This window comes from Methylocaldum sp., assembly GCF_035627495.1.
GTDB lineage: Bacteria > Pseudomonadota > Gammaproteobacteria > Methylococcales > Methylococcaceae > Methylocaldum.
The window spans coordinates 116,627-137,400 of record NZ_DASPLO010000195.1 but is presented as its reverse complement, the minus strand read 5'-3'; the positions used below and the strand labels follow the sequence as shown (position 1 = coordinate 137,400).

General features: G+C 56.5%; 23 protein-coding genes. 19 read left to right on the top strand and 4 right to left on the bottom strand.

Annotated features, from left to right (window positions below):
- Window positions 1-459: 459 nt before the first annotated feature.
- Window positions 460-777, top strand: a complete 318-nt coding sequence (locus VEB01_RS18890; protein ID WP_324878171.1) for a c-type cytochrome — start codon at window positions 460-462, stop codon at window positions 775-777.
- Between the two features lie 8 nt (window positions 778-785).
- Window positions 786-2,069, top strand: coding sequence for an NAD(P)/FAD-dependent oxidoreductase (locus VEB01_RS18885; RefSeq protein WP_324878169.1), 1,284 nt, complete (start codon window positions 786-788; stop codon window positions 2,067-2,069).
- A gap of 339 nt (window positions 2,070-2,408) precedes the next feature.
- Here the strand turns inward: VEB01_RS18885 and VEB01_RS18880 are convergent, their stop codons facing one another.
- On the bottom strand, window positions 2,409-3,131 hold the full coding sequence (locus VEB01_RS18880) for a cation diffusion facilitator family transporter (RefSeq protein WP_324878167.1): 723 nt from the start codon (window positions 3,129-3,131) through the stop codon (window positions 2,409-2,411).
- Between the two features lie 125 nt (window positions 3,132-3,256).
- Entirely contained in the window at window positions 3,257-3,847 is a 591-nt protein-coding gene (locus VEB01_RS18875; RefSeq protein ID WP_324878165.1) for a DUF4202 domain-containing protein, read from the bottom strand.
- Between the two features lie 155 nt (window positions 3,848-4,002).
- On the opposite strand from VEB01_RS18875, the gene zwf reads away from it, so the two are divergent.
- The 4 genes from zwf (at window position 4,003) to tilS (ending at window position 8,725) form a co-directional block, all read left to right on the top strand.
- Window positions 4,003-5,493: a glucose-6-phosphate dehydrogenase gene (zwf, locus tag VEB01_RS18870; RefSeq protein WP_324878163.1), complete on the top strand. Its 1,491-nt coding sequence runs from the start codon at window positions 4,003-4,005 to the stop codon at window positions 5,491-5,493.
- A gap of 93 nt (window positions 5,494-5,586) precedes the next feature.
- Window positions 5,587-6,306, top strand: a complete 720-nt coding sequence (locus VEB01_RS18865; RefSeq protein WP_324878161.1) for a dienelactone hydrolase family protein — start codon at window positions 5,587-5,589, stop codon at window positions 6,304-6,306.
- A 31-nt stretch (window positions 6,307-6,337) separates the two neighbouring features.
- The gene (gene accA / locus VEB01_RS18860) at window positions 6,338-7,303 is read left to right on the top strand and encodes an acetyl-CoA carboxylase carboxyl transferase subunit alpha (RefSeq protein WP_324878160.1); all 966 of its coding nucleotides are present in this window, start codon (window positions 6,338-6,340) and stop codon (window positions 7,301-7,303) included.
- Between the two features lie 57 nt (window positions 7,304-7,360).
- Entirely contained in the window at window positions 7,361-8,725 is a 1,365-nt protein-coding gene (gene tilS, locus VEB01_RS18855; protein WP_324878158.1) for a tRNA lysidine(34) synthetase TilS, read from the top strand.
- On the opposite strand, the gene VEB01_RS18850 is transcribed toward tilS, so the two are convergent.
- Window positions 8,722-9,054 (bottom strand): DUF4156 domain-containing protein, encoded by a 333-nt coding sequence (locus VEB01_RS18850; RefSeq protein WP_324878156.1) that lies wholly within the window; start codon window positions 9,052-9,054, stop codon window positions 8,722-8,724. The genes tilS and VEB01_RS18850 overlap by 4 nt on opposite strands.
- Before the next feature lie 184 nt (window positions 9,055-9,238).
- Between VEB01_RS18850 and VEB01_RS18845 the strand changes: the two genes are divergently transcribed.
- The 13 genes from VEB01_RS18845 (at window position 9,239) to VEB01_RS18785 (ending at window position 19,833) form a co-directional block, all read left to right on the top strand.
- The gene (locus VEB01_RS18845) at window positions 9,239-10,876 is read left to right on the top strand and encodes a CTP synthase (protein WP_324878153.1); all 1,638 of its coding nucleotides are present in this window, start codon (window positions 9,239-9,241) and stop codon (window positions 10,874-10,876) included.
- The gene (gene kdsA / locus VEB01_RS18840; RefSeq protein WP_324878152.1) at window positions 10,876-11,697 is read left to right on the top strand and encodes a 3-deoxy-8-phosphooctulonate synthase; all 822 of its coding nucleotides are present in this window, start codon (window positions 10,876-10,878) and stop codon (window positions 11,695-11,697) included. The genes VEB01_RS18845 and kdsA overlap by 1 nt, the downstream gene beginning before the upstream one ends.
- A 49-nt stretch (window positions 11,698-11,746) precedes the next feature.
- Window positions 11,747-13,030 carry a phosphopyruvate hydratase gene (eno, locus tag VEB01_RS18835; protein ID WP_324878151.1) on the top strand — a complete coding sequence of 428 codons (1,284 nt, stop codon included), beginning with the start codon at window positions 11,747-11,749 and terminating at the stop codon, window positions 13,028-13,030.
- Window positions 13,031-13,056: 26 nt separating this feature from the next.
- Window positions 13,057-13,386 (top strand): cell division protein FtsB, encoded by a 330-nt coding sequence (gene ftsB, locus VEB01_RS18830; RefSeq protein ID WP_324878150.1) that lies wholly within the window; start codon window positions 13,057-13,059, stop codon window positions 13,384-13,386.
- 9 nt (window positions 13,387-13,395) lie between these two features.
- The gene (gene ispD, locus VEB01_RS18825) at window positions 13,396-14,109 is read left to right on the top strand and encodes a 2-C-methyl-D-erythritol 4-phosphate cytidylyltransferase (protein WP_414675520.1); all 714 of its coding nucleotides are present in this window, start codon (window positions 13,396-13,398) and stop codon (window positions 14,107-14,109) included.
- Window positions 14,097-14,573, top strand: a complete 477-nt coding sequence (gene ispF / locus VEB01_RS18820) for a 2-C-methyl-D-erythritol 2,4-cyclodiphosphate synthase (RefSeq protein ID WP_324878148.1) — start codon at window positions 14,097-14,099, stop codon at window positions 14,571-14,573. The genes ispD and ispF overlap by 13 nt, the downstream gene beginning before the upstream one ends.
- 5 nt (window positions 14,574-14,578) lie before the next feature.
- On the top strand, window positions 14,579-15,619 hold the full coding sequence (truD, locus tag VEB01_RS18815) for a tRNA pseudouridine(13) synthase TruD (RefSeq protein ID WP_324878146.1): 1,041 nt from the start codon (window positions 14,579-14,581) through the stop codon (window positions 15,617-15,619).
- Between the two features lie 9 nt (window positions 15,620-15,628).
- Window positions 15,629-16,432: an undecaprenyl-diphosphate phosphatase gene (locus tag VEB01_RS18810; protein ID WP_324878144.1), complete on the top strand. Its 804-nt coding sequence runs from the start codon at window positions 15,629-15,631 to the stop codon at window positions 16,430-16,432.
- 85 nt (window positions 16,433-16,517) lie between these two features.
- Window positions 16,518-16,976, top strand: a complete 459-nt coding sequence (locus VEB01_RS18805; protein ID WP_324878142.1) for a CBS domain-containing protein — start codon at window positions 16,518-16,520, stop codon at window positions 16,974-16,976.
- 95 nt (window positions 16,977-17,071) lie between these two features.
- Entirely contained in the window at window positions 17,072-17,419 is a 348-nt protein-coding gene (gene arsC / locus VEB01_RS18800) for an arsenate reductase (glutaredoxin) (RefSeq protein ID WP_324878140.1), read from the top strand.
- A 91-nt stretch (window positions 17,420-17,510) separates the two neighbouring features.
- Entirely contained in the window at window positions 17,511-18,110 is a 600-nt protein-coding gene (wrbA, locus tag VEB01_RS18795; protein ID WP_324878139.1) for an NAD(P)H:quinone oxidoreductase, read from the top strand.
- 104 nt (window positions 18,111-18,214) lie between these two features.
- A complete protein-coding gene (gene hda / locus VEB01_RS18790; RefSeq protein ID WP_324878137.1) occupies window positions 18,215-18,913 on the top strand; it encodes a DnaA regulatory inactivator Hda in 699 nt (232 codons plus the stop codon).
- On the top strand, window positions 18,910-19,833 hold the full coding sequence (locus VEB01_RS18785) for a ketopantoate reductase family protein (RefSeq protein WP_324878135.1): 924 nt from the start codon (window positions 18,910-18,912) through the stop codon (window positions 19,831-19,833). The genes hda and VEB01_RS18785 overlap by 4 nt, the downstream gene beginning before the upstream one ends.
- Before the next feature lie 78 nt (window positions 19,834-19,911).
- Here VEB01_RS18785 and VEB01_RS18780 read toward each other — a convergent pair whose 3' ends face one another.
- Window positions 19,912-20,769 carry an isocitrate lyase/PEP mutase family protein gene (locus VEB01_RS18780; RefSeq protein WP_324878133.1) on the bottom strand — a complete coding sequence of 286 codons (858 nt, stop codon included), beginning with the start codon at window positions 20,767-20,769 and terminating at the stop codon, window positions 19,912-19,914.
- Window positions 20,770-20,774 lie beyond the last annotated feature (5 nt).

The window sequence follows — 20,774 nt, the reverse complement described above, 5'->3', positions numbered from 1 at the left end:
GCGATGCGTCGCCGCACCGTTGCCTCGTCATGCGTCCCTGTCTTCTTCACTCTTGCCCCGCGGCGCCGAAACACCTGCGACAAAATGCCCCACTCCTTTAGGGTGCGTTGCAGTCTATCACTCATTCATACCTTGTCAAGGAACAGTCCATCTACGAAAAAGTACATATTTAATGTGTCGGAAAACTCTGCTTACCAACGCTGATTGGTGTGTTGAACCGCATTTTTGGGTTCTTTGTTTAGAAGAGATGATGCGCGAAATCTCCAACGTTTCCGGGCGATCTAATCGCGTTCAAAAATCCGGCACTCCCTTCGCGATCCGCTGGAAAGAGTCGTGAACAACACGACCGACATCGCCCGAGAACAAAGGGCGCCCAAGGCGTTAATTTCTAGTGCGATTCCCAAAATTGTTGCAGCGATGTACGCTAGCCTAACGCCCTCTTTACGAAATAGATCAGATATGCGACTGATTCGGCTTCTGCAAGCGTCGGCATGTGCTGCTACTTTCGCAATTTCGATTCCGCAAGCCGTGTTCAGCGACGATCTTGAACGCCCGGATACCGCCGGAATCGCTCTCGCTTGCAGCGGCTGCCATGGTTCATCAGGCCGAGGCATGGGTTCGATTCCGGCAATCATTGGGATTCCCGAATCCGAATTCATCCGTACTATGGAGGAATTTCAGTCGGGTCACCGTTCAGCCACGGTGATGGATCGCATTGCGCGCGGCTATCAACACCAGGATTTTGTGGCGCTAGCTCGGTTCTTTAAGAGCCGCTAGGAGAGGTCATGACACAAATGTCCCGGAGGAATTTCATCAAATGGACCTCGACGATTGGGGCACTTGGAATATTCGGCTGTTCGGCAAGGCAGCCCCAGACGAGACTGCGGGTCGAAAAAGCCAGAGTAACAGTGATCGGCGGCGGATACGCCGGAGCGTCCGCTGCGAAGTATCTCAAGCTGCTCAATCGGGAACTCGAGGTAACCTTAGTCGAGCAACATGCCCATTATTTATCCTGCCCCGGATCGAACGAGGTTATCGCCGGCCTGCGACAGCCCGAAGAACTTTATCGGGAATACGACATCCTCGAAAATATTCGGGGAATTCAGACGGTAAAAGCTGAAGCCCAAGCTATCGACGTAAATCGGCGTACGGTGATATTGGCGGATGGATCGGCCATACCTTACGATCGACTAATCGTCGCACCGGGCATCGATTTCCGCTGGGATGTTATCGAGGGCTACGACGAGACCGCCAGCTTATCGGCGCCGCATGCCTGGAAAGCGGGCAAACAGACGATGCTTCTACGTCGCCAATTGCGATACATGCCCAACGGCGGCGTGGTTCTGATCACTGCGCCCAATAACCCGTATCGCTGCCCACCGGGACCTTACGAGCGGGCTTCACTCATTGCCCATTTTCTAAAGCGTCACAAACCGCGCTCCAAAGTACTTATTTTGGATGCGAAAACCCAATTCTCTAAACAATCGCTATTCCTTCAAGGCTGGCAAGAGCTTTACCCGGAAATGGTGGAATGGATTTCGGCAGAAAAGGAAGGAAAGATTGAACGGGTAGATGCCAAGACGCGTATGGTCTACACCGAGTTCGACGAGCATCGCGCGGACGTGCTGAACGTGATTCCGCCCCAAAAAGCCGGCAAGCTCGCGCACCAGGCTGGACTGACCGATCAATCCGGCTGGTGCCCCATTGATCCCAGAACCTTCGCGTCGACATTGGTGCCCAATGTGCACATTATTGGCGATGCCTGTATAGCGACACCCATGCCCAAATCGGCATTTGCCGCCAACTCTCAGGCCAAAGTTTGTGCTGTGGCCGTAATCGAACTGCTGCAAGGTCGCGAACCGGGTTTTCCAAGCCTAATCAACCACTGCTATAGCTTCTTGCAGCCAGACTATGCGATCTCGATCACCGGCGTGTACGAATATACGCAAACCGAAAAACAGCTTAGAGCTGTATCGACAGGCGAAACCCCCGTGAACGGCGATCGGCGAAAAGAAGCCGAGCATGCCCGGAGTTGGCAGAAAGTCATCGCCGCAGACGCCTTCGGATGATCTCCGCCCTCTAAGCTAAGCCTTGCGCTTTCGGCTCAGCACAAGAATCAACCCGACCGCACTAGCACCCAGCGCCACGTCGACATACACGCCTTTCGCAACCGTACTGGCAGCCCCCCTCCCAAGACCACCAATAACGCTCCGATCAAGCTGCTCGGCAACCCTTTACGGCCGGACGCAGACCGTACTCTTTCTCCAATTCCAATTTTTCTCGATGCGGGGACGGCTCATCGTTCCCAGCCATTTTTTGGCTGGCACGGGAACTATGCCCAAGCTGATCGTGTGCATAAGATGCCGAGTCTTCCAACGGCTCCAAGTGGGTGACAACTGCAATATCGCTTAATGCGGCACGTATCTCGCCCTCGATCTGTTCGAGCAAGTCGTGCCCTTCCTTGACTGTGAAGACCCAGGAATTAACACATGTACGGTCATGAATCGGTGGGCGCCGGATTGGCGGGTTCGGAAATCGTGGAATTCAAACCCTCGCTCCCAATAAGGAGTGAGAATTTGCTCGATTTTGACTTGTTCTTCGGGTGGCAGAGCGGCATCCATTAAGCCGGAGACGGAGCGCCTCACCAGGACCATCCCCGCCCAGACAATATGAAGCGAAGCCAAAAAGGCGATGATGGGGTCCAGGAGCTCCCAGCCCGTTATCGCGACGCCGGCCAACGCCAATAATATGGCCGCCGTTGTCCACACATCGGTCATCAAATGACGGCCGTCGGCTTCCAGAATAATCAAGTTGTACTTCCGCCCGGCCCGGATCAATGTCACAGCGACGCCAAGATTGACCGCCGCTGCCGCCAGCGATACCGCCATTCCCAGGTTGAGCTTTGCCAGCGGCTGCGGATGGACGAACCGCTCCCAAGCGGCCATCGCGATACCCGCCGCCGCGACAAGGATCAACGCCCCCTCGAAGCCGCTGGCGAAATACTCTGCCTTCCCGTGACCGAATGTATGACCCGCATCCGCAGGTCGCGCCGCAAATGCGAGTATCGCCAGCGCAAAAACGGCCGCAACCAAATTAACCAGCGACTCCGCCGCATCGGATAACAAGCCCACGGAGCCGGTCTAATAAGCCTCGGTTTTCAGAGCGATCGTCGTGAGCGCAGCCAAAATGAAAAGCCACGCGTAACGCGTGAGTGGAGGCTTCGCCATGGATGTGCCGCCAAGCCCTGACGCTGGATCTATGTCGTTTCCAGAGCCGTTGCGAGCAGCGCACGGATCGAATTCGGAAAATCCAGCTCGAGAGCACGGGTCCGTGCGCGCTCGGACATCTTTTTCCAGGTTTTGCGGACGATGCCGATCAGCTTGTCCTCATCATGAGTCGTTGCGAATGCGGCAAAGTAGTGGTCGAGAAACACCAGGCAAGCGACATCCTCGATCAACTGAACGTCGGGATCGTTTTTCAAACCGCGTTTCTGAAGAATTTTTCTGACGCGCTCGATGTCGACCGAATCATATCCCGCCCGCGCCATCAGTTCCGCAACACAATCAGCATGAAAGCCGTACAAATAGCTGCGCCACTGCAGATAACCCTCACGCGTGTCCGGGTAAGTCTGCCGGGGAACTTCCCACCGCCTGATATGTTGCCCACGCGCCGCAATGCGCAAAAAATCCGGCGCATCCGGACAGAGACGATCGAGCCACTCCGTCATGCGCATCCCGTAAAGCAATTCCTTGGGATAGGAATTGCCCTGCCAGGCTTCGTTGTTAGGGTCTTGTGTATTGGCTTCGTCTATTAAACGAAACATCTGATCCAGTCGCGCTTCAGTCATCTATACATTCGGTATGAGTTGAGGTATGAACTGGATTCTTATCAAATCCCCATTTCATTGGCAATGAAATTCCTTTCAACTCAACTATTCCCGCATTGGCCGAACCAGGACTAAGAAGTATCATCCAAGGTATAACCGATCGTCGGGAGGGAACGATGCTTGATGCATGTGTCTTTACAATTTTTGGAGCTACCGGCCACCTTTCCCGCAACAAACTGCTACCCGCCTTATACCACTTGGACAAGGCCAGCCGGTTACCGGCAGCGGTCACCGTACTGGGTTTCGGCAGACGGGACTGGGATACGCCCTATTGGCGGGCCGAGGTTTCCAGGGAACTCGAAGACCGATTGGGCACCGATCTCGACAAAGATGCTCTCGGCCGCTTCTGCAACCGCCTGCATTTTTTCTCCGGGGACATCAGCGATCCAGAGTCGTCGATGCGACTCCAGCAAGTACTGGAAACCACACCGGAGTTTCCACGCAACCACGTGTATTATCTATCCCTCCCCCCCTCAGAATACAAAGAGGCGGCAGGCTATCTGGCGTTTAGCGGCCTTAATCAAGAAACTACCGGCTGGCGACGCCTCGTGGTGGAAAAGCCGTTCGGCTATCACCTGGAGGACGCGCAGATTCTCGATCATTGTCTACACCGCGATTTTGCCGAGCATCAGATCTTTCGCATCGATCATTACCTGGGCAAGGAAACAGTACAGAATATTTTCGTATTCCGCTTCGCGAATCTCATGTGGGAGCCGTTGTGGAACCGCAACCTCATCGATCACGTGCAAATCACCCACAGCGAAACGGCGGGCGTTGAAGACCGGGCAGCCTATTACGACACCGCCGGCGCGCTGCGTGACATGATCCAGAGCCATCTGATGCAGATGTTGGCTTTGGTGGCTATGGAACCTCCGGCGATCATGGATGCCGAGTCTATACGGGACGAGAAGGTTAAGGTGCTGAAGTCCATTCGCCCCATCGCCAAAGCTGCCGTCCATGCTCACGCCTTCCGTGCTCAATACGCCCGCGGGCGCCTCAAGGATCAAGAGGTACCCGGGTATTTAGAGGAAAGACACGTAGAGAAGCAAAGCACCACCGAAACATATGCCGCCCTAAAGCTTTACATCGACAACTGGCGCTGGCGCAACGTGCCGTTTTACCTGCGGACCGGGAAACGCTTGGCGAGAAACAGCTCTCTCATCGCCATTCGCTTTAAACACCCTCCCCAGCAATTGTTTCGTGAAACTCAAATCGATGAGCTTCGCCCGAATTGGCTGCTGATGGGCATACAGCCGGAGCAATGTATTCGCGCCGAAGTTCAAGTTCGAGAGCCCGGTCTCGGCATGCGCGCGCGGACCACGCAACTGGACGCCAGCACCTGTTATCAGGCCGGCTATCAAGTGGACGCCTACGAAGCACTTCTGCTCGACGTCATCGGCGGCGATCACTCGCAGTTCTTGCGCTCGGATGAAGTGGAATGGGCCTGGCGGGTTGTCGATCCCATCATAAGAACATGGTCGGTGGAGCGGGAATTCATTCACACTTATCCCGCTGGCTCCTGGGGACCCGAGGAAGCCGACCGCATCTTCGAACGGGAAGATCAAGAATGGCGACATTCTTTCTCAGTCGAAGATTCGCCTCGCTGATGCGGATTATCCTCGTAAACTATTTGCCTATCGTTAATCGATATTTTCGGAAGGGGCCGATTAAAGGCCCGTTTGCAATTGGAGACCCCCTTAATGGCCGTTACGACTCAGACCATCGACTATCGCCATAACGACATTCAACTGGAAGGCTTTTTCGCTTATGACGATCGGCGCTCTCAACCCCTGCCAGCCGTGCTGATCTCCCATGCCTGGGCCGGGCGTGATGAATTCGTCTGCGACAAAGCCCGCAAGTTGGCCGAACTGGGCTACGCCGCCTTTGCGCTGGATATGTACGGGAAAGGCATTATCGGCAGCGGGCCCGAAGAAAACGCGCGATTGATGAATCCATTCATGAACGATCGTCGTTTGCTGCAGGAACGGATCACCGCCGCCCTGGAAACCGTCCGCAAACTTCCCCAGGTCGACTCGAAACGAATCGCGGCGATGGGCTTTTGTTTCGGCGGTTTATGCGTACTGGATCTCGCGCGAACCGGCGCCGATCTCCGGGGCGCAGTCAGCTTTCACGGTCTATTTATGTCGCCCGGCAATACGGCGGGCAACAAGATTAAGGCCAAAGTTCTGGTGTTGCACGGCCACGACGACCCTATGGCGCCGCCCGAACAGGTGGTGAGTCTAGCCAGAGAATTGACCGAGGCCGAAGCCGACTGGCAAATCCATATGTACGGAAATACGCTGCATGCCTTTACCAACCCGTTAGCCAACGATCGGTCGTTCGGAACGGTTTACGATGAGACCGCAGATCGGCGCTCTTGGGAGAGCCTGCGGAATTTCCTTGCGGAGGTGTTAAACTAGGCGCTCTCCGTGCACCTAAAACAACTATAAAATGGACCTGAAATTCCTAGACTTCGAACAACCCATTGCCGAACTCGAAGCTAAGATCGAAGAACTCAAACGAGTCGGATTCGACAATGAAATCAACATCAGCGAGGAAATCGCAAAGCTTGAGGAAAAAAGCCGCAAGCTTACCGAATCGGTATTCTCCTCATTGACGGCGTGGCAGATATCGCAGATTTCCCGACACCCTCAGCGCCCGTATACGCTGGATTACCTCGATCTGATGTTCGAGGATTTCCACGAGCTTCACGGGGATCGCGGATTCGCCGACGATCCGGCGATCGTGGGCGGACTCGCCAAACTCGACGGACTGCCGGTTTTGATCATCGGCCATCAAAAAGGCCGCGATACCAAAGAAAAAATCTATCGCAATTTCGGCATGCCGCGTCCCGAGGGCTACCGCAAAGCGCTGCGACTGATGCATCTGGCTGAGAGATTTCGCCTCCCTATCCTCTGCTTTATCGACACGCCCGGCGCTTATCCGGGCATCGGCGCAGAGGAACGGGGGCAGAGCGAGGCCATTGCTCGCAACCTTTTCGAGATGTCCAAACTACGCACCCCAGTAATTTGCACCATAGTCGGCGAAGGCGGTTCGGGGGGCGCACTGGCCATTGGCGTGGGCGATCGCTTGCTGATGCTCCAGTACAGCACGTATTCCGTAATTTCTCCGGAAGGCTGCGCCTCCATTCTCTGGAAAAGCGCGGACAAGGCCGAACTTGCCGCCGAAGCCATGGGCATCACATCGGACCGGCTGCAGGAACTGGAACTGATCGACGAGATTGTTCCCGAGCCATTAGGCGGCGCCCATCGCGATCGCAAGCAGACCGGCGACAACCTTAAAGCGGCGCTGAAACGGCATCTCGAAGAACTGCGCCGCGCACCTATCGAGACTCTGCTGCAACAACGTTACGAGCGACTGATGGGGTACGGAATTTTCGAGGAGGCCGTCGCTTAGACTGCCTTCGCATACGGGGCGGACATCAACCGCCCCGCCCCTGCGGTCTCGGCTTACATGAATCTTTCCGCCGAAACACTCGACCAAACTCTAAGCCACCATCCGCCGGCACCCCGCTACTGGATTGCGTATAGCGGCGGGCTCGATTCTCATGTTCTGCTTCATCTCTGCGCAGAACTTAGGGCCAAGCGCCCGCACTTGAACTTTACTGGCGTACACGTTCATCACGGTCTCCAAGCTGCCGCCGATGATTGGGCCAATTTCTGCGAAGCGAGCTGCCGGACTCTTGGAATGCCGTTTCGGCTCCTACGCGTCAACGCCACTGCCAAATCGGGCGAGAGCCCCGAGGATGCCGCCCGAAGCGCCCGCTATGGCGCCCTGATCGCAATCCTCTCCGACAGCGAAGTCGTATTAACCGCGCAACATCGGGACGATCAGGCCGAAACGCTACTGCTCCAGTTGCTTCGTGGATCGGGTATCGCGGGACTTGCCGCCATGCCGGAGCGCGCGCCCTTGGGTCCAGGGTTTCTGCTGCGGCCGCTGCTTTCCATTTCGCGCAGCCAACTCCGCGAGTACGCCCAAGCACACGGGTTGACTTGGATCGAAGATCCCAGCAACCGCGATTTGAGTTACGACCGCAATTTCATTCGTCACGAGATAATCCCGCTGCTCGAAGAACGGTGGCCCGCAGCGAAAGACACCTTAGCCCGAACCGCACGACATTGCGCCGAAGCTCAAGCATCGCTGAACTCGCTCGCCGAGGATTTGCTCAAGTCGGTTGTTCATCCACAGCGAAACACCCTCGTCCTGGATCGGCTGAAAGCGTGTTCGGAACCGGATCGCCGCCTTATCCTGCGCGAGTGGCTGCGGAGCCGTGGTTTCCGCATGCCGTCGACCCGCACTATCGAACGGGCATTGAACGAAGCGCTGAACGCCAAGCCTGACCGAAATCCGGCAATCCGGTGGAGTGAAGGTGAGATTCGGCGTTATCGGGAAGAACTCTTCGTAATGCCTGCCACCCAGCCTTTCCACCCTGCCGCGATCATCCCGTGGGACGGTGTTGCGGCACTCCAGTTGCCGGACGGAAACGGCGAACTCAGCGCCACCCCCGAAAAACGGACGGGGATCTCGTTAGCGGCATGGCGATCCGGAGCGATCACCGTCCGCTACCGGCAAGGCGGCGAATCATGCCGATTGCCCGGGCGCGAAGGTTCTCACGATCTCAAAAAGCTGTTTCAGGAAGCCGGCATTCCACCCTGGATTCGGGCGCGGACGCCGTTGATTTACATCGGCGATGACCTTGCGGCAGTGGCGGGATGGTGGGTGTGCAATTCTTATGCCGGGAAAACGGATGACTGCAACATGTTGATCCGTTGGCATGCGCCGAAGTGTTTTTCCGGCGCAATGCCTCTAGCTATCTAAGGGTTGATGCAGCGGTAAACGTTAAAGGACTGTTCACCGTCGATCAAGGGGCCGGTCGGCACGATGGTGTCGCCCCCCATGTCCGCCGCATTATTGCGGGCGAGACGATCGACTTCCTCTTGCACGGTGTTTTTGCTGCGGGCGAAGATACCGATAGTCGCCGCCGTATTCGACGTAATGCGCCCCAGGTACTTGCAGCGCCCCACCTCGGGTGGTGTAAGCATACGAATCTTTTCGCCCTGAGGTTTAAGCTCGACCCAAGTACATCCCGAGACTGAAAACACCATCGTTATCCCGCAGAGTACCATGAGTAGTCTCGCCCAGTTCATCTAGAGTCTCCGTATGAGTTGTTGCATCTTCATCATGTTAGCGTGATTCAATGTTTGATTGAAACCGTTCCGGGCGGTGACTCCGATCTTCAGGTTGAGTAGAATATGCGGATAAATCCATTGACATCCGACGCGAAGATCGCCGCTTCAGCGATTGTTACGCAGCCCACATCCCTATCCTTGAATGACCAAATACATTTTCATTACCGGTGGCGTCGTCTCTTCCCTGGGTAAAGGCATTGCCGCATCGTCGCTTGCCGCAATCCTGGAAGCCCGTGGCTTAAAGGTCACGCTCACCAAGCTCGACCCGTATATCAACGTCGATCCTGGCACCATGAGCCCATTTCAGCACGGCGAAGTCTTCGTCACCGAAGACGGCGCGGAGACCGATTTGGATCTCGGTCATTACGAGCGTTTTCTAAGCACCACGATGGGCAAGGTCAACAGTTGCACCACCGGGCAGATCTACGAAAACGTCATCCGCAAAGAGCGGAAAGGCGAATATCTCGGCGCGACGGTGCAAGTTATCCCCCATATCACGGACGAGATCAAGCGAGTGATCCGGCTGAGCGCGGAAGGGTATGACGTGGCTCTGATCGAAATCGGAGGAACGGTGGGCGACATCGAATCCCAACCTTTCCTGGAAGCCATCCGCCAGATGCGGGTCGAATTGGGCGACGATAAGTGCCTGTTCATTCACTTAACCCTGGTTCCGTATATTGCAAGCGCCGGCGAGCTCAAGACCAAACCTACCCAGCACTCGGTGAAAGAACTCCGAACCATCGGCATACAGCCCGACATCCTCATTTGCCGCTCGGACCGGATCATTCCCAAGTCCGAGAGGACAAAAATCGCCCTCTTCACCAACGTCGGGGAGGATGCCGTTATCTCCGCCGTCGATGCGGACACCATCTATCGAATTCCGCTGCTGCTGCACGAACAGGGCTTGGACGACATCGTGGTGAAAAAACTCAAGCTCGACGCGGGCCCTGCCAATCTATCCGAATGGCAGAGGGTGATCGATGCCTTGGAACACTCCGAGCACGAGGTGACCATTGCCATGGTGGGCAAGTACGTCAACCATTCCGACGCCTACAAATCCCTGACCGAAGCACTCATCCACGCCGGCATTAAGACCAAGACCAAGGTCAAAATTCGCGACATCGAGTCGGAAGAAATCGAGGACAAAGGCACCGACTCGCTGGAAGGCGTAGACGCCATTCTGGTACCCGGAGGCTTCGGCGAACGAGGTGTCGAAGGCAAGATCGCCACGGTCAAATACGCACGGGAGAAAAGAATCCCTTACCTCGGCATTTGCTTGGGGATGCAAGTGGCAGTCATCGAATTCGCCCGCGACGTGGCGGGATTGGAAGGCGCTCACAGCACGGAGTTTTTACCGAAGACGCCGCACCCGGTCATCGCCCTAATCACGGAATGGCACGACGACTCCGGCACGATCGAGCACCGGGATGCGCAATCTGACCTGGGCGGAACCATGCGCCTCGGCGGCCAAAAATGCCGGCTCGTCGGTGGCAGCTTAGGCCATCAAGTCTATGGCAAGGATGTCATCAACGAGCGCCATCGCCACCGGTACGAGTTCAACAACCGTTATCTCAAGCTTCTCGAAGATGCCGGAATGCGGGTTTGCGGCAAATCCCTGGACGGCCGTTTGGTCGAAATGATCGAGATTCCCGATCATCCATGGTTTCTCGCCTGCCAGTTCCATCCCGAATTCACCTCCACCCCGCGCGGCGGCCATCCCCTTTTCTCGGGCTTCGTACGCGCCGCCGCCGAGCACCATCAAAACAAGAAGGCGAACTGATGCAACTGTGTGGATTTGAAGCCGGCTTGGATCGGCCATTCTTCCTTATTGCCGGCACCTGCGTCATCGAAGGCGAACAACTCGCTTTGGATACCGCAGGGACGCTCAAAGAAATCGCCACGAGCCTCGGCATCCCTTTCATCTACAAATCCTCTTTCGACAAAGCGAACCGCTCGTCGCACGAAAGCTTCCGCGGTCCCGGCCTCGAGGAAGGCCTACGCGTACTCGAAAAGGTAAAACAAGGTATCGGCGTGCCGGTATTAACCGATGTGCATGAGGACACCCCGTTAGGCGAAGTCGCCGCCGTCGTGGATGTATTGCAGACACCGGCGTTTCTCTGCCGGCAAACCAACTTCATTCAAGACGTCTGCGCCCAGGGCAAACCGGTCAATATCAAGAAAGGCCAGTTCATGGCTCCATGGGACATGAAGAACGTGACCAATAAGGCAAGAGCCACCGGAAACGAACAAATTCTCGTTTGTGAGCGCGGCGTCTCGTTCGGTTACAACAATCTGGTGTCCGACATGCGCGCTCTCGTCATCATGCGCGAGACCGGCTGTCCCGTGGTGTTCGACGCCACTCACTCGGTACAGTTACCCGGCGGTCAAGGCACGGCTTCCGGAGGACAGCGGGAATTTATACCGACGCTAGCCAAGGCAGCCATAGCGGTCGGCATCTCCGGATTGTTTATGGAAACTCATCCCGAACCGGACAAGGCCAAAAGCGACGGCCCCAATTCATGGCCTCTAGCTCGCATAAAGGAGCTTTTAGAAACGCTGGTCGAAATCGACCGCATCGTCAAGCAGCGCGGAATGGTCTAGACGGAATTAGTTTCACAGCGACATCCCCGATACCACAGGAACGGAACATATGAGCAAAATTACCGAAGTACGAGCACACGAGGTGCTTGACTCCAGAGGCAATCCTACCGTCGCCGTAGAGGTAATGCTTGAATCGGGAGCCATCGGCTCCGCTATGGTGCCCTCTGGAGCCTCCACCGGGACGCGCGAAGCCATCGAACTCCGGGACGGCGATAAAGCCCGCTATTTGGGCAAAGGCGTTTTAAAGGCCGTTGAGAATGTTAAAACGGCAATCCGGCCGGCCGTTTTGGGAATGGATGCCGATGACCAGGCGGCGGTCGACCGCAAAATGATCGAACTGGACGGCACCGAAAACAAAGGCTGCCTGGGAGCCAACGCAATCTTGGGAGTCTCCCTGGCAACCGCCCACGCTGCGGCGAATCATGCCCGCAAGCCGCTCTATGCTTACCTCAACCGCAGCGGAGAGTTCCTGTTGCCGGTGCCCATGATGAACATCATCAACGGTGGCGCTCACGCCGACAACAGCGTGGATATGCAGGAATTCATGATCCTTCCCGTCGGCGCGCCCAGCTTCAGGGAGGCTCTCCGTTATGGCGCGGAAGTTTTCCACGCTCTAAAAAAAGTGTTGGCCGAACAGGGTCTCGGCACTGGCGTGGGGGACGAAGGCGGCTTCGCGCCGAATCTTCCCTCCAACGAATCCGCTATCGGCGTCATTCTCGAAGCCATCGAGCGGGCAGGATATCAAGCCGGAAAAGACATCTATCTTGGCCTGGACGTCGCCAGCTCCGAGTTCTACCAGGACGGTGTCTATAGTTTGGAATCCGAGGGCAAACGGTTTAATTCGGACGAATTCGCAAGCTACCTGGCCGCCTGGGTCGAAAAATATCCCATCATCACCATCGAAGACGGCATGGCGGAAAACGACTGGCATGGCTGGGGCATTTTGACCGATCGGCTCGGACAACGCATTCAGCTCGTGGGCGACGATCTTTTCGTCACGAATCCCGCCATCCTGAAGCAGGGCATCGAAGCTAAAATCGCCAACTCCATCCTGATCAAGGTCAACCAAATCGGCACTCTGACGGAAACCCTGGAAGCCATAGCCATAGCGCACCAGGCCGGTTATACGTCGGTCGTCTCGCACCGTTCCGGCGAAACCGAAGACACCACCATAGCAGATCTTGCCGTAGCCACCTGTTCCGGACAGATCAAGACCGGCTCTCTCAGCCGTTCCGACAGAGTCGCCAAATACAACCGACTCCTCAAAATCGAGGAGCAGTTGGGAGACAAAGCCCGGTACGCGGGACGCGGCGCGTTCCGTCAAACCCTCTAAGAGGCAAGCCCCCGTCCGACGACAGCGTGAAAAAGCTGATTGTCTTTTTGGTGGTGCTGATCGCGCTGCTCCAGTACCGGCTGTGGCTGGGCGACGGCGGAGTCGCCGAATTGCACGAATTGCAGAACCGTATCGAGAAGCTCACGGAAGAGGGCGAAAAGCGGTACGAGCGTAACGCGGCGCTGGAAGCCGACGTGAAGGATTTGAAGGAAGGTACGGACGCCATTGAGGAACGTGCCCGGCAAGAGCTCGGCATGATCAAGGAGGGCGAAACTTTCGTCCAAGTAATTGAGACGCCAAAAAACAAGACGCACGAGCGCAAATCGGCGCCACAACAAATCGAAAAATCCCGTTAGCGTCTCCCCATGGCTAACTTGCACGGAAATCATCGATTCTGGGCCGTCGTTCCCGCAGCCGGGGTGGGCAAACGCATGGGGGCCGATGTCCCGAAGCAATACCTTCAAGTTCTGGGCAAGCCGGTGCTGCAGCATACCTTGGAACGATTGCTGGAAGTCGACGCCTTTGCTGGCATCGTCGTGGCTCTCGGGTCCGAGGATGGTTATTGGCCCGAACTACCCTGTGCCCGGCATCCCAAAATTCACGTTGCGGCGGGTGGTAAGGAGCGCGCCGATTCCGTCCTTTCCGCCCTGGCGAGTCTCGAAGGCGTGGCCACACAGGACGATTGGGTGCTGGTACACGATGCGGCGCGGCTCTGCATTACCCGCGGCGATGTTCAGGAACTAATGAATCGGCTTAGCGACGACCCGGTCGGCGGCATATTGGCGCTACCGGTCACGGATACGTTGAAGGGTGCGGAAGCGGGCCACATTGTGGAGACCATCGACAGAAGCCGGATCTGGCGCGCCTTGACGCCGCAAATGTTCCGCTACGGCATGCTCAAGCACGCCCTGATCGATGCCGCCGAACGAAAGCTGATCGTGACGGACGAGGCCAGCGCCCTGGAGCTTCAGGGATTACGCCCCAAAATCGTGGAAGGACGCCCGGACAACATCAAAATCACGCGGCCGGAGGATTTGCCTCTGGCGGCTTTTTACCTGGAGCGACAATGCTACGAATAGGTCAAGGTTACGATGCGCATCGATTCAAAGAAGGTGGCCAACTGGTCCTGGGAGGCATAGCCATAGACTATGAAAAGAGCCTCGCGGCGCATTCGGACGGCGATGTTGCCTTACATGCCCTGTGTGATGCGCTATTAGGGGCAGCGGCGCTCGGCGATATCGGCCGGCATTTTCCGGATTCCGACCCGAGCTTCAAAGGCATAGACAGCCGGGTTCTTCTCCGCGAGGTCTACGTCAAGATCGCGGAACGCGGCTACTCTGTCGCCAACGTCGATCTGACCATCGTCGCGCAAAAGCCACGGCTCGCACCCTATATCGAAAAAATGCGGGCAACCATCGCGAATGATCTCGATGTTTCGTACGAAACGGTCAATGTCAAGGCGACCACTACCGAAGGCATGGGTTTCGAGGGCCGGGGCGAAGGCATATCCGCCTATGCGGTAGCGCTTCTACAGAAAAAATAACGTCCATGGGCGATTTGACCACCGCCCTGCCCCATGCCTTCGGCGGCCCTGCCGGGACCGGCGTTATCAAAACGTCGCCGGAAGATTTTGTCGTCGAAGAATTGCTGGGTTTCGAACCTTCGGGCGAGGGCGAGCATGTTTTTCTGCGCGTCGAAAAGCGTGGCGAGAATACGGAATATGTCGCCCGCCAACTGGCCCGGTTTGCCGGCATCCGCGCGCGGGACATAGGTTATGCCGGCCTTAAGGACCGCCACGGCAAAACCGCTCAATGGTACAGCGTATGGCTGCCGGGCAAGGCTGAGCCGGATTGGCAGCAACTTGAATCCTCATCGCTCAGCCTACTCGAAGTCCGACGCAATAGCCGCAAGCTGAAAAAAGGCCCGGCAACCGGCAACCGGTTCGAGATCACTGTTCGTGAATTGAAGAGTGACCCCTCATTATTGGAACAACGCCTGAAGCAAATCGGCGAACGAGGCGTTCCGAACTATTTCGGGACGCAGCGTTTCGGCCGCGACGGACAGAACGTCGTCAAGGCGCTGGCTCTCTTCGCGGGAACCCTGGAACGCGGGGACACGCACCGTCGCGGCATTTATTTGTCGGCGGCCCGTTCCTACTTGTTCAATCGTATCCTCGCCAATCGCGTGATGCAGAACATCTGGGATCAGGCCGTCAGCGGCGATGCCTTCATGTTCCCGGATTCGCGCAGCTTTTTTAAGCCCGAAACCTTTACCCCGGATATAACGCAACGGCTCGAAGCCAAGGAAATCCACCCCAGCGGTGTGCTCTGGGGCAGAGGCACACCTGTCGTTACCGATCAGGCATTGGCCATAGAAGCGGTTATAGCCGAGGAAGAGACTGATCTCTGCCGCGGACTCGAAGACTACGGCGTCGATATGGCCCGCCGGCCGCTGCGGGTTTGCCCGGAAGACTTTCGCTGGGAATTATCCGACCCGACAAGCTTGCGCTTACGATTTACATTGCCCGCCGGGGCCTACGCGACTACGGTTTTGCGGGAACTGGTCGACACCGATTATTCAGACGATTAAAGGGTACTCATGGATTGTCATCACGTGTATTACCTGGCCCTGCTGCAAGGGCTGACCGAGTTTCTGCCCATTTCCAGCGCTGCTCACCTCATCCTGATGCCGGTGATCTTCGGATGGCATGACCAAGGCTTAGCCTTCGACGTCGCCGTCCACATCGGAACGCTCACTGCGGTCGTCGTCTATTATGCAGGCGCTTTGCGCGATATGGCGGAAGCGTGGTTTCGCTCGATCGCCGGAAAAGGCATGAGCACCGATGCCAGACTCGCCTGGTACGTAATTCTCGGAACCATCCCGGTGGGCATCGCCGGACTGGTGGCCAATGATTACGTCGAGACCGTCCTGAGAAACCCAGTGGTCATTGCGACCAGCACGATCGTGTTTGCCTTGGTGCTTTGGCTGGCGCAAAAGGTGAGCACCGAACGCCGTACCGATGCCGACCTGAACTGGAAAGACGCATTGGTTGTCGGCGTTTGTCAAGCCGTGGCGCTCATCCCCGGCACATCCCGCTCCGGCATCACGATTACCGGAGGTTTGTTCCTCGGCCTGGACCGCAAAGCCGCTGCCCGATTTTCGTTTCTGCTGTCGATACCGGTGACCGCGTTGGCGGGATTGCTCAAGACCTATGAACTGATCCAATCCGGCCAAGCCGTATCGTGGTGGAACATGTTTCTGGGCGCCCTGCTATCCGGCATTGTCGCCTACGTCACTATCGATTGGTTTCTGAAGCTCCTCGACCGTACCGGCATGCTGCCCTTCGTGGTCTATAGGCTGATTCTGGGCGGCGTGTTGTTCTACGTTTTCCTGCCCCATTAGCGCCAAACTTGGTTTTTTCTGCATCCCGCAATGCAAACGGGTAGAATACAAGGCCGTAATTCAATCAACGGCGTGGAGGACGACCATGTCTGTCGGACAATTCTGCAACCGGGATACGGTCATCGTTAGAAAGGAAAACTCGATCGTTGAAGCGGCCAAGCTGATGCGCGAGTTTCACGTGGGCAGCATCGTAGTGGTCGAGGACATCGACGGCGGAGCCAAACCCGTCGGCATTCTCACCGATCGCGATCTGGCGATTGAAATTCTTGCCGCGGAACTCGATCCGAATTCCGTCACCGTCGGCGATGTTATGAGTTACGATCTGACAATCGCCCGCGAGGAAGACGGGCTCTGGGAGACCGTACAGCGGATGCGCACCAAAGGCGTACGCCGCATACCCATAGTGAATCAGCAGGGACTATTGGCCGGCATTTTGAGCAGCGATGACTTGCTCGAGATACTCGCCGGTGAACTTACCGAGCTGGTTAAAATCATCGGCAAAGAGCAGGAACGGGAACAAAAAACTCGTGGGGGTCTGGGATAAAACCAGCGCTACCCAGCTTTTTTCGGATCAGGCAAAGGCGAGCTCTCTAAATCATCACTCGGCATGCGGCGTCTAACGTCGCGAGAATCACACTCATGACCGTAACGATTTACCACAATCCCCGCTGCAGCAAATCTCGGACTACTCTTGAGCTTCTTAAGAGTAAGGGCATCGAGCCTGCGGTAGTCGAGTATCTGAAGACACCGCCAAACGCATCCGAGCTGGAAGCCATTCTGGCCAAGCTGGACATGGAACCGCGTGATTTGATGCGCAAAGGCGAAGCGGCTTACAAGGAAGCCGGCTTGGATAATCCCGACCTGGATCGGAAAGCACTGATTGCCGCGATGGTGGAAAACCCAATCCTTATCGAGCGCCCCATTGTGCTGGCAAACAACAAGGCCGCCATCGGACGTCCGCCGGAAAACGTGTTCCAGATTCTTTAAGCCCGGCGCCCGACAAGATCTCGAACCATTTCTCCGGGCCGATTCGGCTCATACGTCTTAACTTGCTTAAGCTTTGTTCCTTTAATTTTTCATGGTTGAAGTTCTAATCGTCTACTACAGCCGCTGGGGTTCCACGGCGGAAATGGCCAATCTGATCGCCAGAGGCGTCGAGGAAGTTCCCGGCGCCGTCGCTAAGGTCCGCACCGTTCCGGAAGTGTCGCCGGTCTGCCAAGCCACCGAGGATGCCATTCCCAACGCCGGCCCGCCTTACGCAACGCTCGACGATCTAAAAAGCTGTGACGGCTTGGCTCTGGGCAGTCCCACTCACTTCGGCAACATGGCGGCGCCCCTTAAATATTTCCTCGACAACACCAGCTCCTTATGGTTTTCGGGCACCCTGTCCGGCAAGCCGGCCGGGGTATTCACGGCCACCTCGTCCATGCATGCGGGCCAAGAGGCAACATTGATCACCATGCTGCTGCCCTTGCTTCACCACGGCATGGTTCTGGTCGGCATCCCCAGCAGCGAAAGCGCCCTCCTTGAAACCACCAGCGGCGGCACGCCTTACGGACCCAGCCGGCACACCGGAAGCGACAACGCCGTTAGCGATGATGAGCGGAAACTATGCCGAGCGTTTGGAGCCCGCTTGGCTCGCATGGCGTTGGCACTAAAGAATGCCGAAGTGAAATAACCTCGCATTCGGCACGGTCTTGATGAACGCCTTCAGCCTGTTGACTCCCAGTATGCTGCGAAGTACTGTGGCGGCCGTTTCTTCAATCAAACGTCATTAAGATCATGGCGGAGCAACTTCCCCTACGCTTCGCCTTCAATCCCGAGCTGGGCTTCCAGCAATACCACTCGGGCGCCAATACCGAAATCGTTGCGCACCTAAAACATGCCGCCGGCGGTTACGGCGATCCGCTGATTTTTTTGTGGGGCGAATCAGGAACCGGCAAAAGCCATTTGCTCAATGCCTGCTGCCGGGAAGCGTGTCAGAGCGACCTATCGGTCTCCTATCTACCATTAACGAGCCTCCGGGAGTACGGTCCCGCCGTGCTCGATGGACTCGAACATCAGGACATCGTTTGCCTCGACGATGTGGATTCCATCGCCGGCGATGACGTTTGGGAGCAGGCTTTGTTCAGCTTGTTCAATCGGCTGCGAGAGCTTGGCAATCGCTTGATCGTCGCCGCCCAGGCACCGCCCGGAGAGCTTCCCATTCGTCTGCCCGACCTCAAAACCCGTTTGGGCTGGGGATTGACCTTGCGTCTGCAGCCTTTGAACGACGAGGACAAGCTGATCGTACTCGGCTCTTATGCCCGCTCGCTCGGCTTGGACCTGCCGCCGCAGGTCGGGCGTTTCTTGCTGTCCCATTACCGTCGCGACCTATCCTCTTTGAGGCGATTGCTGGACGAACTGGACCACGCGACCTTGGCCGCGAAACGCAAGCTCACTATCCCTTTTCTCAAAAGCCATTTGGAAGAAACGACATGAAGGTACTCGTCATAGGCACCGGAGCCGTCGGCAGCTTCTACGGTTCCCTGCTCGCCAAGCAGGGCGCCGAAGTCTCGGTCGTGGCCCGCTCCGATTACGAACACGTCAAGGTCCACGGCATAGAAATCACGAGCGAAACCAAACTGGGCAACTATCACTTCCGGCCTCAAGCCGTCGTGCGCAATGCGGCGGAATTGACCGAAAAACCCGATTACGTTCTCTTGTGCATCAAAGTGGTCGAACAAGCCGACCGGGTTGGCCTTCTAAAAGATGCCGTGGGACCCGATACGTCCATCGTACTCATTTCCAATGGCATCGACATCGAAGACGAAATCGCGAGGACTTTTCCGAATAACGAATTGATCAGCGGCCTCGCGTTCATTTGCGTCACCCGCACCGCACCCGGCAAAATCTGGCATCAGTCCTACGGCCGGCTGGCCTTGGGCAATTATCCGCGAGGCCTTTCGGAAAAAGCTCGGGCACTGTGCAGCGCATTCGAGCAATCCGGTATCAATTGCGCGGCCTCCGAGGATATCGTCACGGCCCGCTGGCAAAAATGCGTTTGGAATGCTCCCTTCAACCCGCTGTCGGTACTCTCCGCGGGTCTCAGCACGAATGACATACTCTCGACCCAGGAATCTTTCGTGCGGAACATCATGGAGGAGATTTGCCTGATCGCTAAAGCCACGGGACATACCTTGCCCTCCGATATCGTCGACAAGAACATCGACAGCACGTACAACATGCCGCCCTACAAAACCAGCATGTTGCTGGATTTCGAGGCTGGCCGGCCGATGGAGACGGAAGTCATTCTAGGCAACGCCGTGCGCGCGGGGCGGAAAGCGGGCGCTCCGATTCCCCATCTGGAATCGGTTTATGCCTTGATGAAGCTTAGAGAGTTAAAGCTCGCGAAAGAATAATTAGGACAGTTTTGGAGCAACGCTTCGGCCAGGTTTCAACCAGCGTGTCGCGCCGCGGCGGTGCTCCTGCACTGCGATTCAATACCGGTAACGGCTTTCCTCATCGTAATACTGCGGAAATCCGACAGCCGATTTCAATTCCTCAAAGTCCATGATGTTCTCCGGCGTCCGCCCTTGTTTGATGCTGCTCAAAGCCTGGCGCATGGCGCGAATGCCGGCATTCAGCAAAGTCAGCGGATATACGGCGATCTTATAGCCGATCGCCTCCAGTTGCTCGGGCGGCAATACCGGCGTCTTGCCGTATTCGATCATATTGACCATCTTCGGCCCATCCACTTCGGCACAGTAGCGACGCATCTCCTCGATGCTTTCCGGAGCTTCCAGAAAAGTGATATCGGCTCCCAACTCCCGGAACAATTTACAGCGCTCGATGGCTTCCTCCAGGCCTAATACCGACCGTGAGTCGGTTCGCGCCATGATGAGTATGTCGTCGCCGCCGTCGCGTACGTCAACCGCCGCTCGAATCCGCATTGCAGCCTCGTCCCTGCTCGCCATCACTTTTCCCTTGGTGTGGCCGCAGCGCTTGGGAGCCACCTGATCTTCGATCATGATGCAAGCGAATCCTGAGCGGGCGTAACCTTGCACGGTGCGCTTCACATTGAGCGCATTGCCGAAGCCCGTATCGCCGTCGCCGAACATGGGAATAGAGACGGCGCTACAAATATTGCGCCCCTGCTCCACGAGTTCTCCATAGGAAATCAGACCCGTATCAGGCAAACCGAGGCGCGTCGCCGACACCGCAAAACCGCTCATAAAGCCCATCTCAAAACCGGCTTCCTGAATCAGCTTGGCGGACATGGCATCGTGGCAGCCCGGCATAATGCGAATTCCGGGTCTGGCAAGCAGTTCTCTCAAACGATCAGAGCGGGAAGTCATACGTT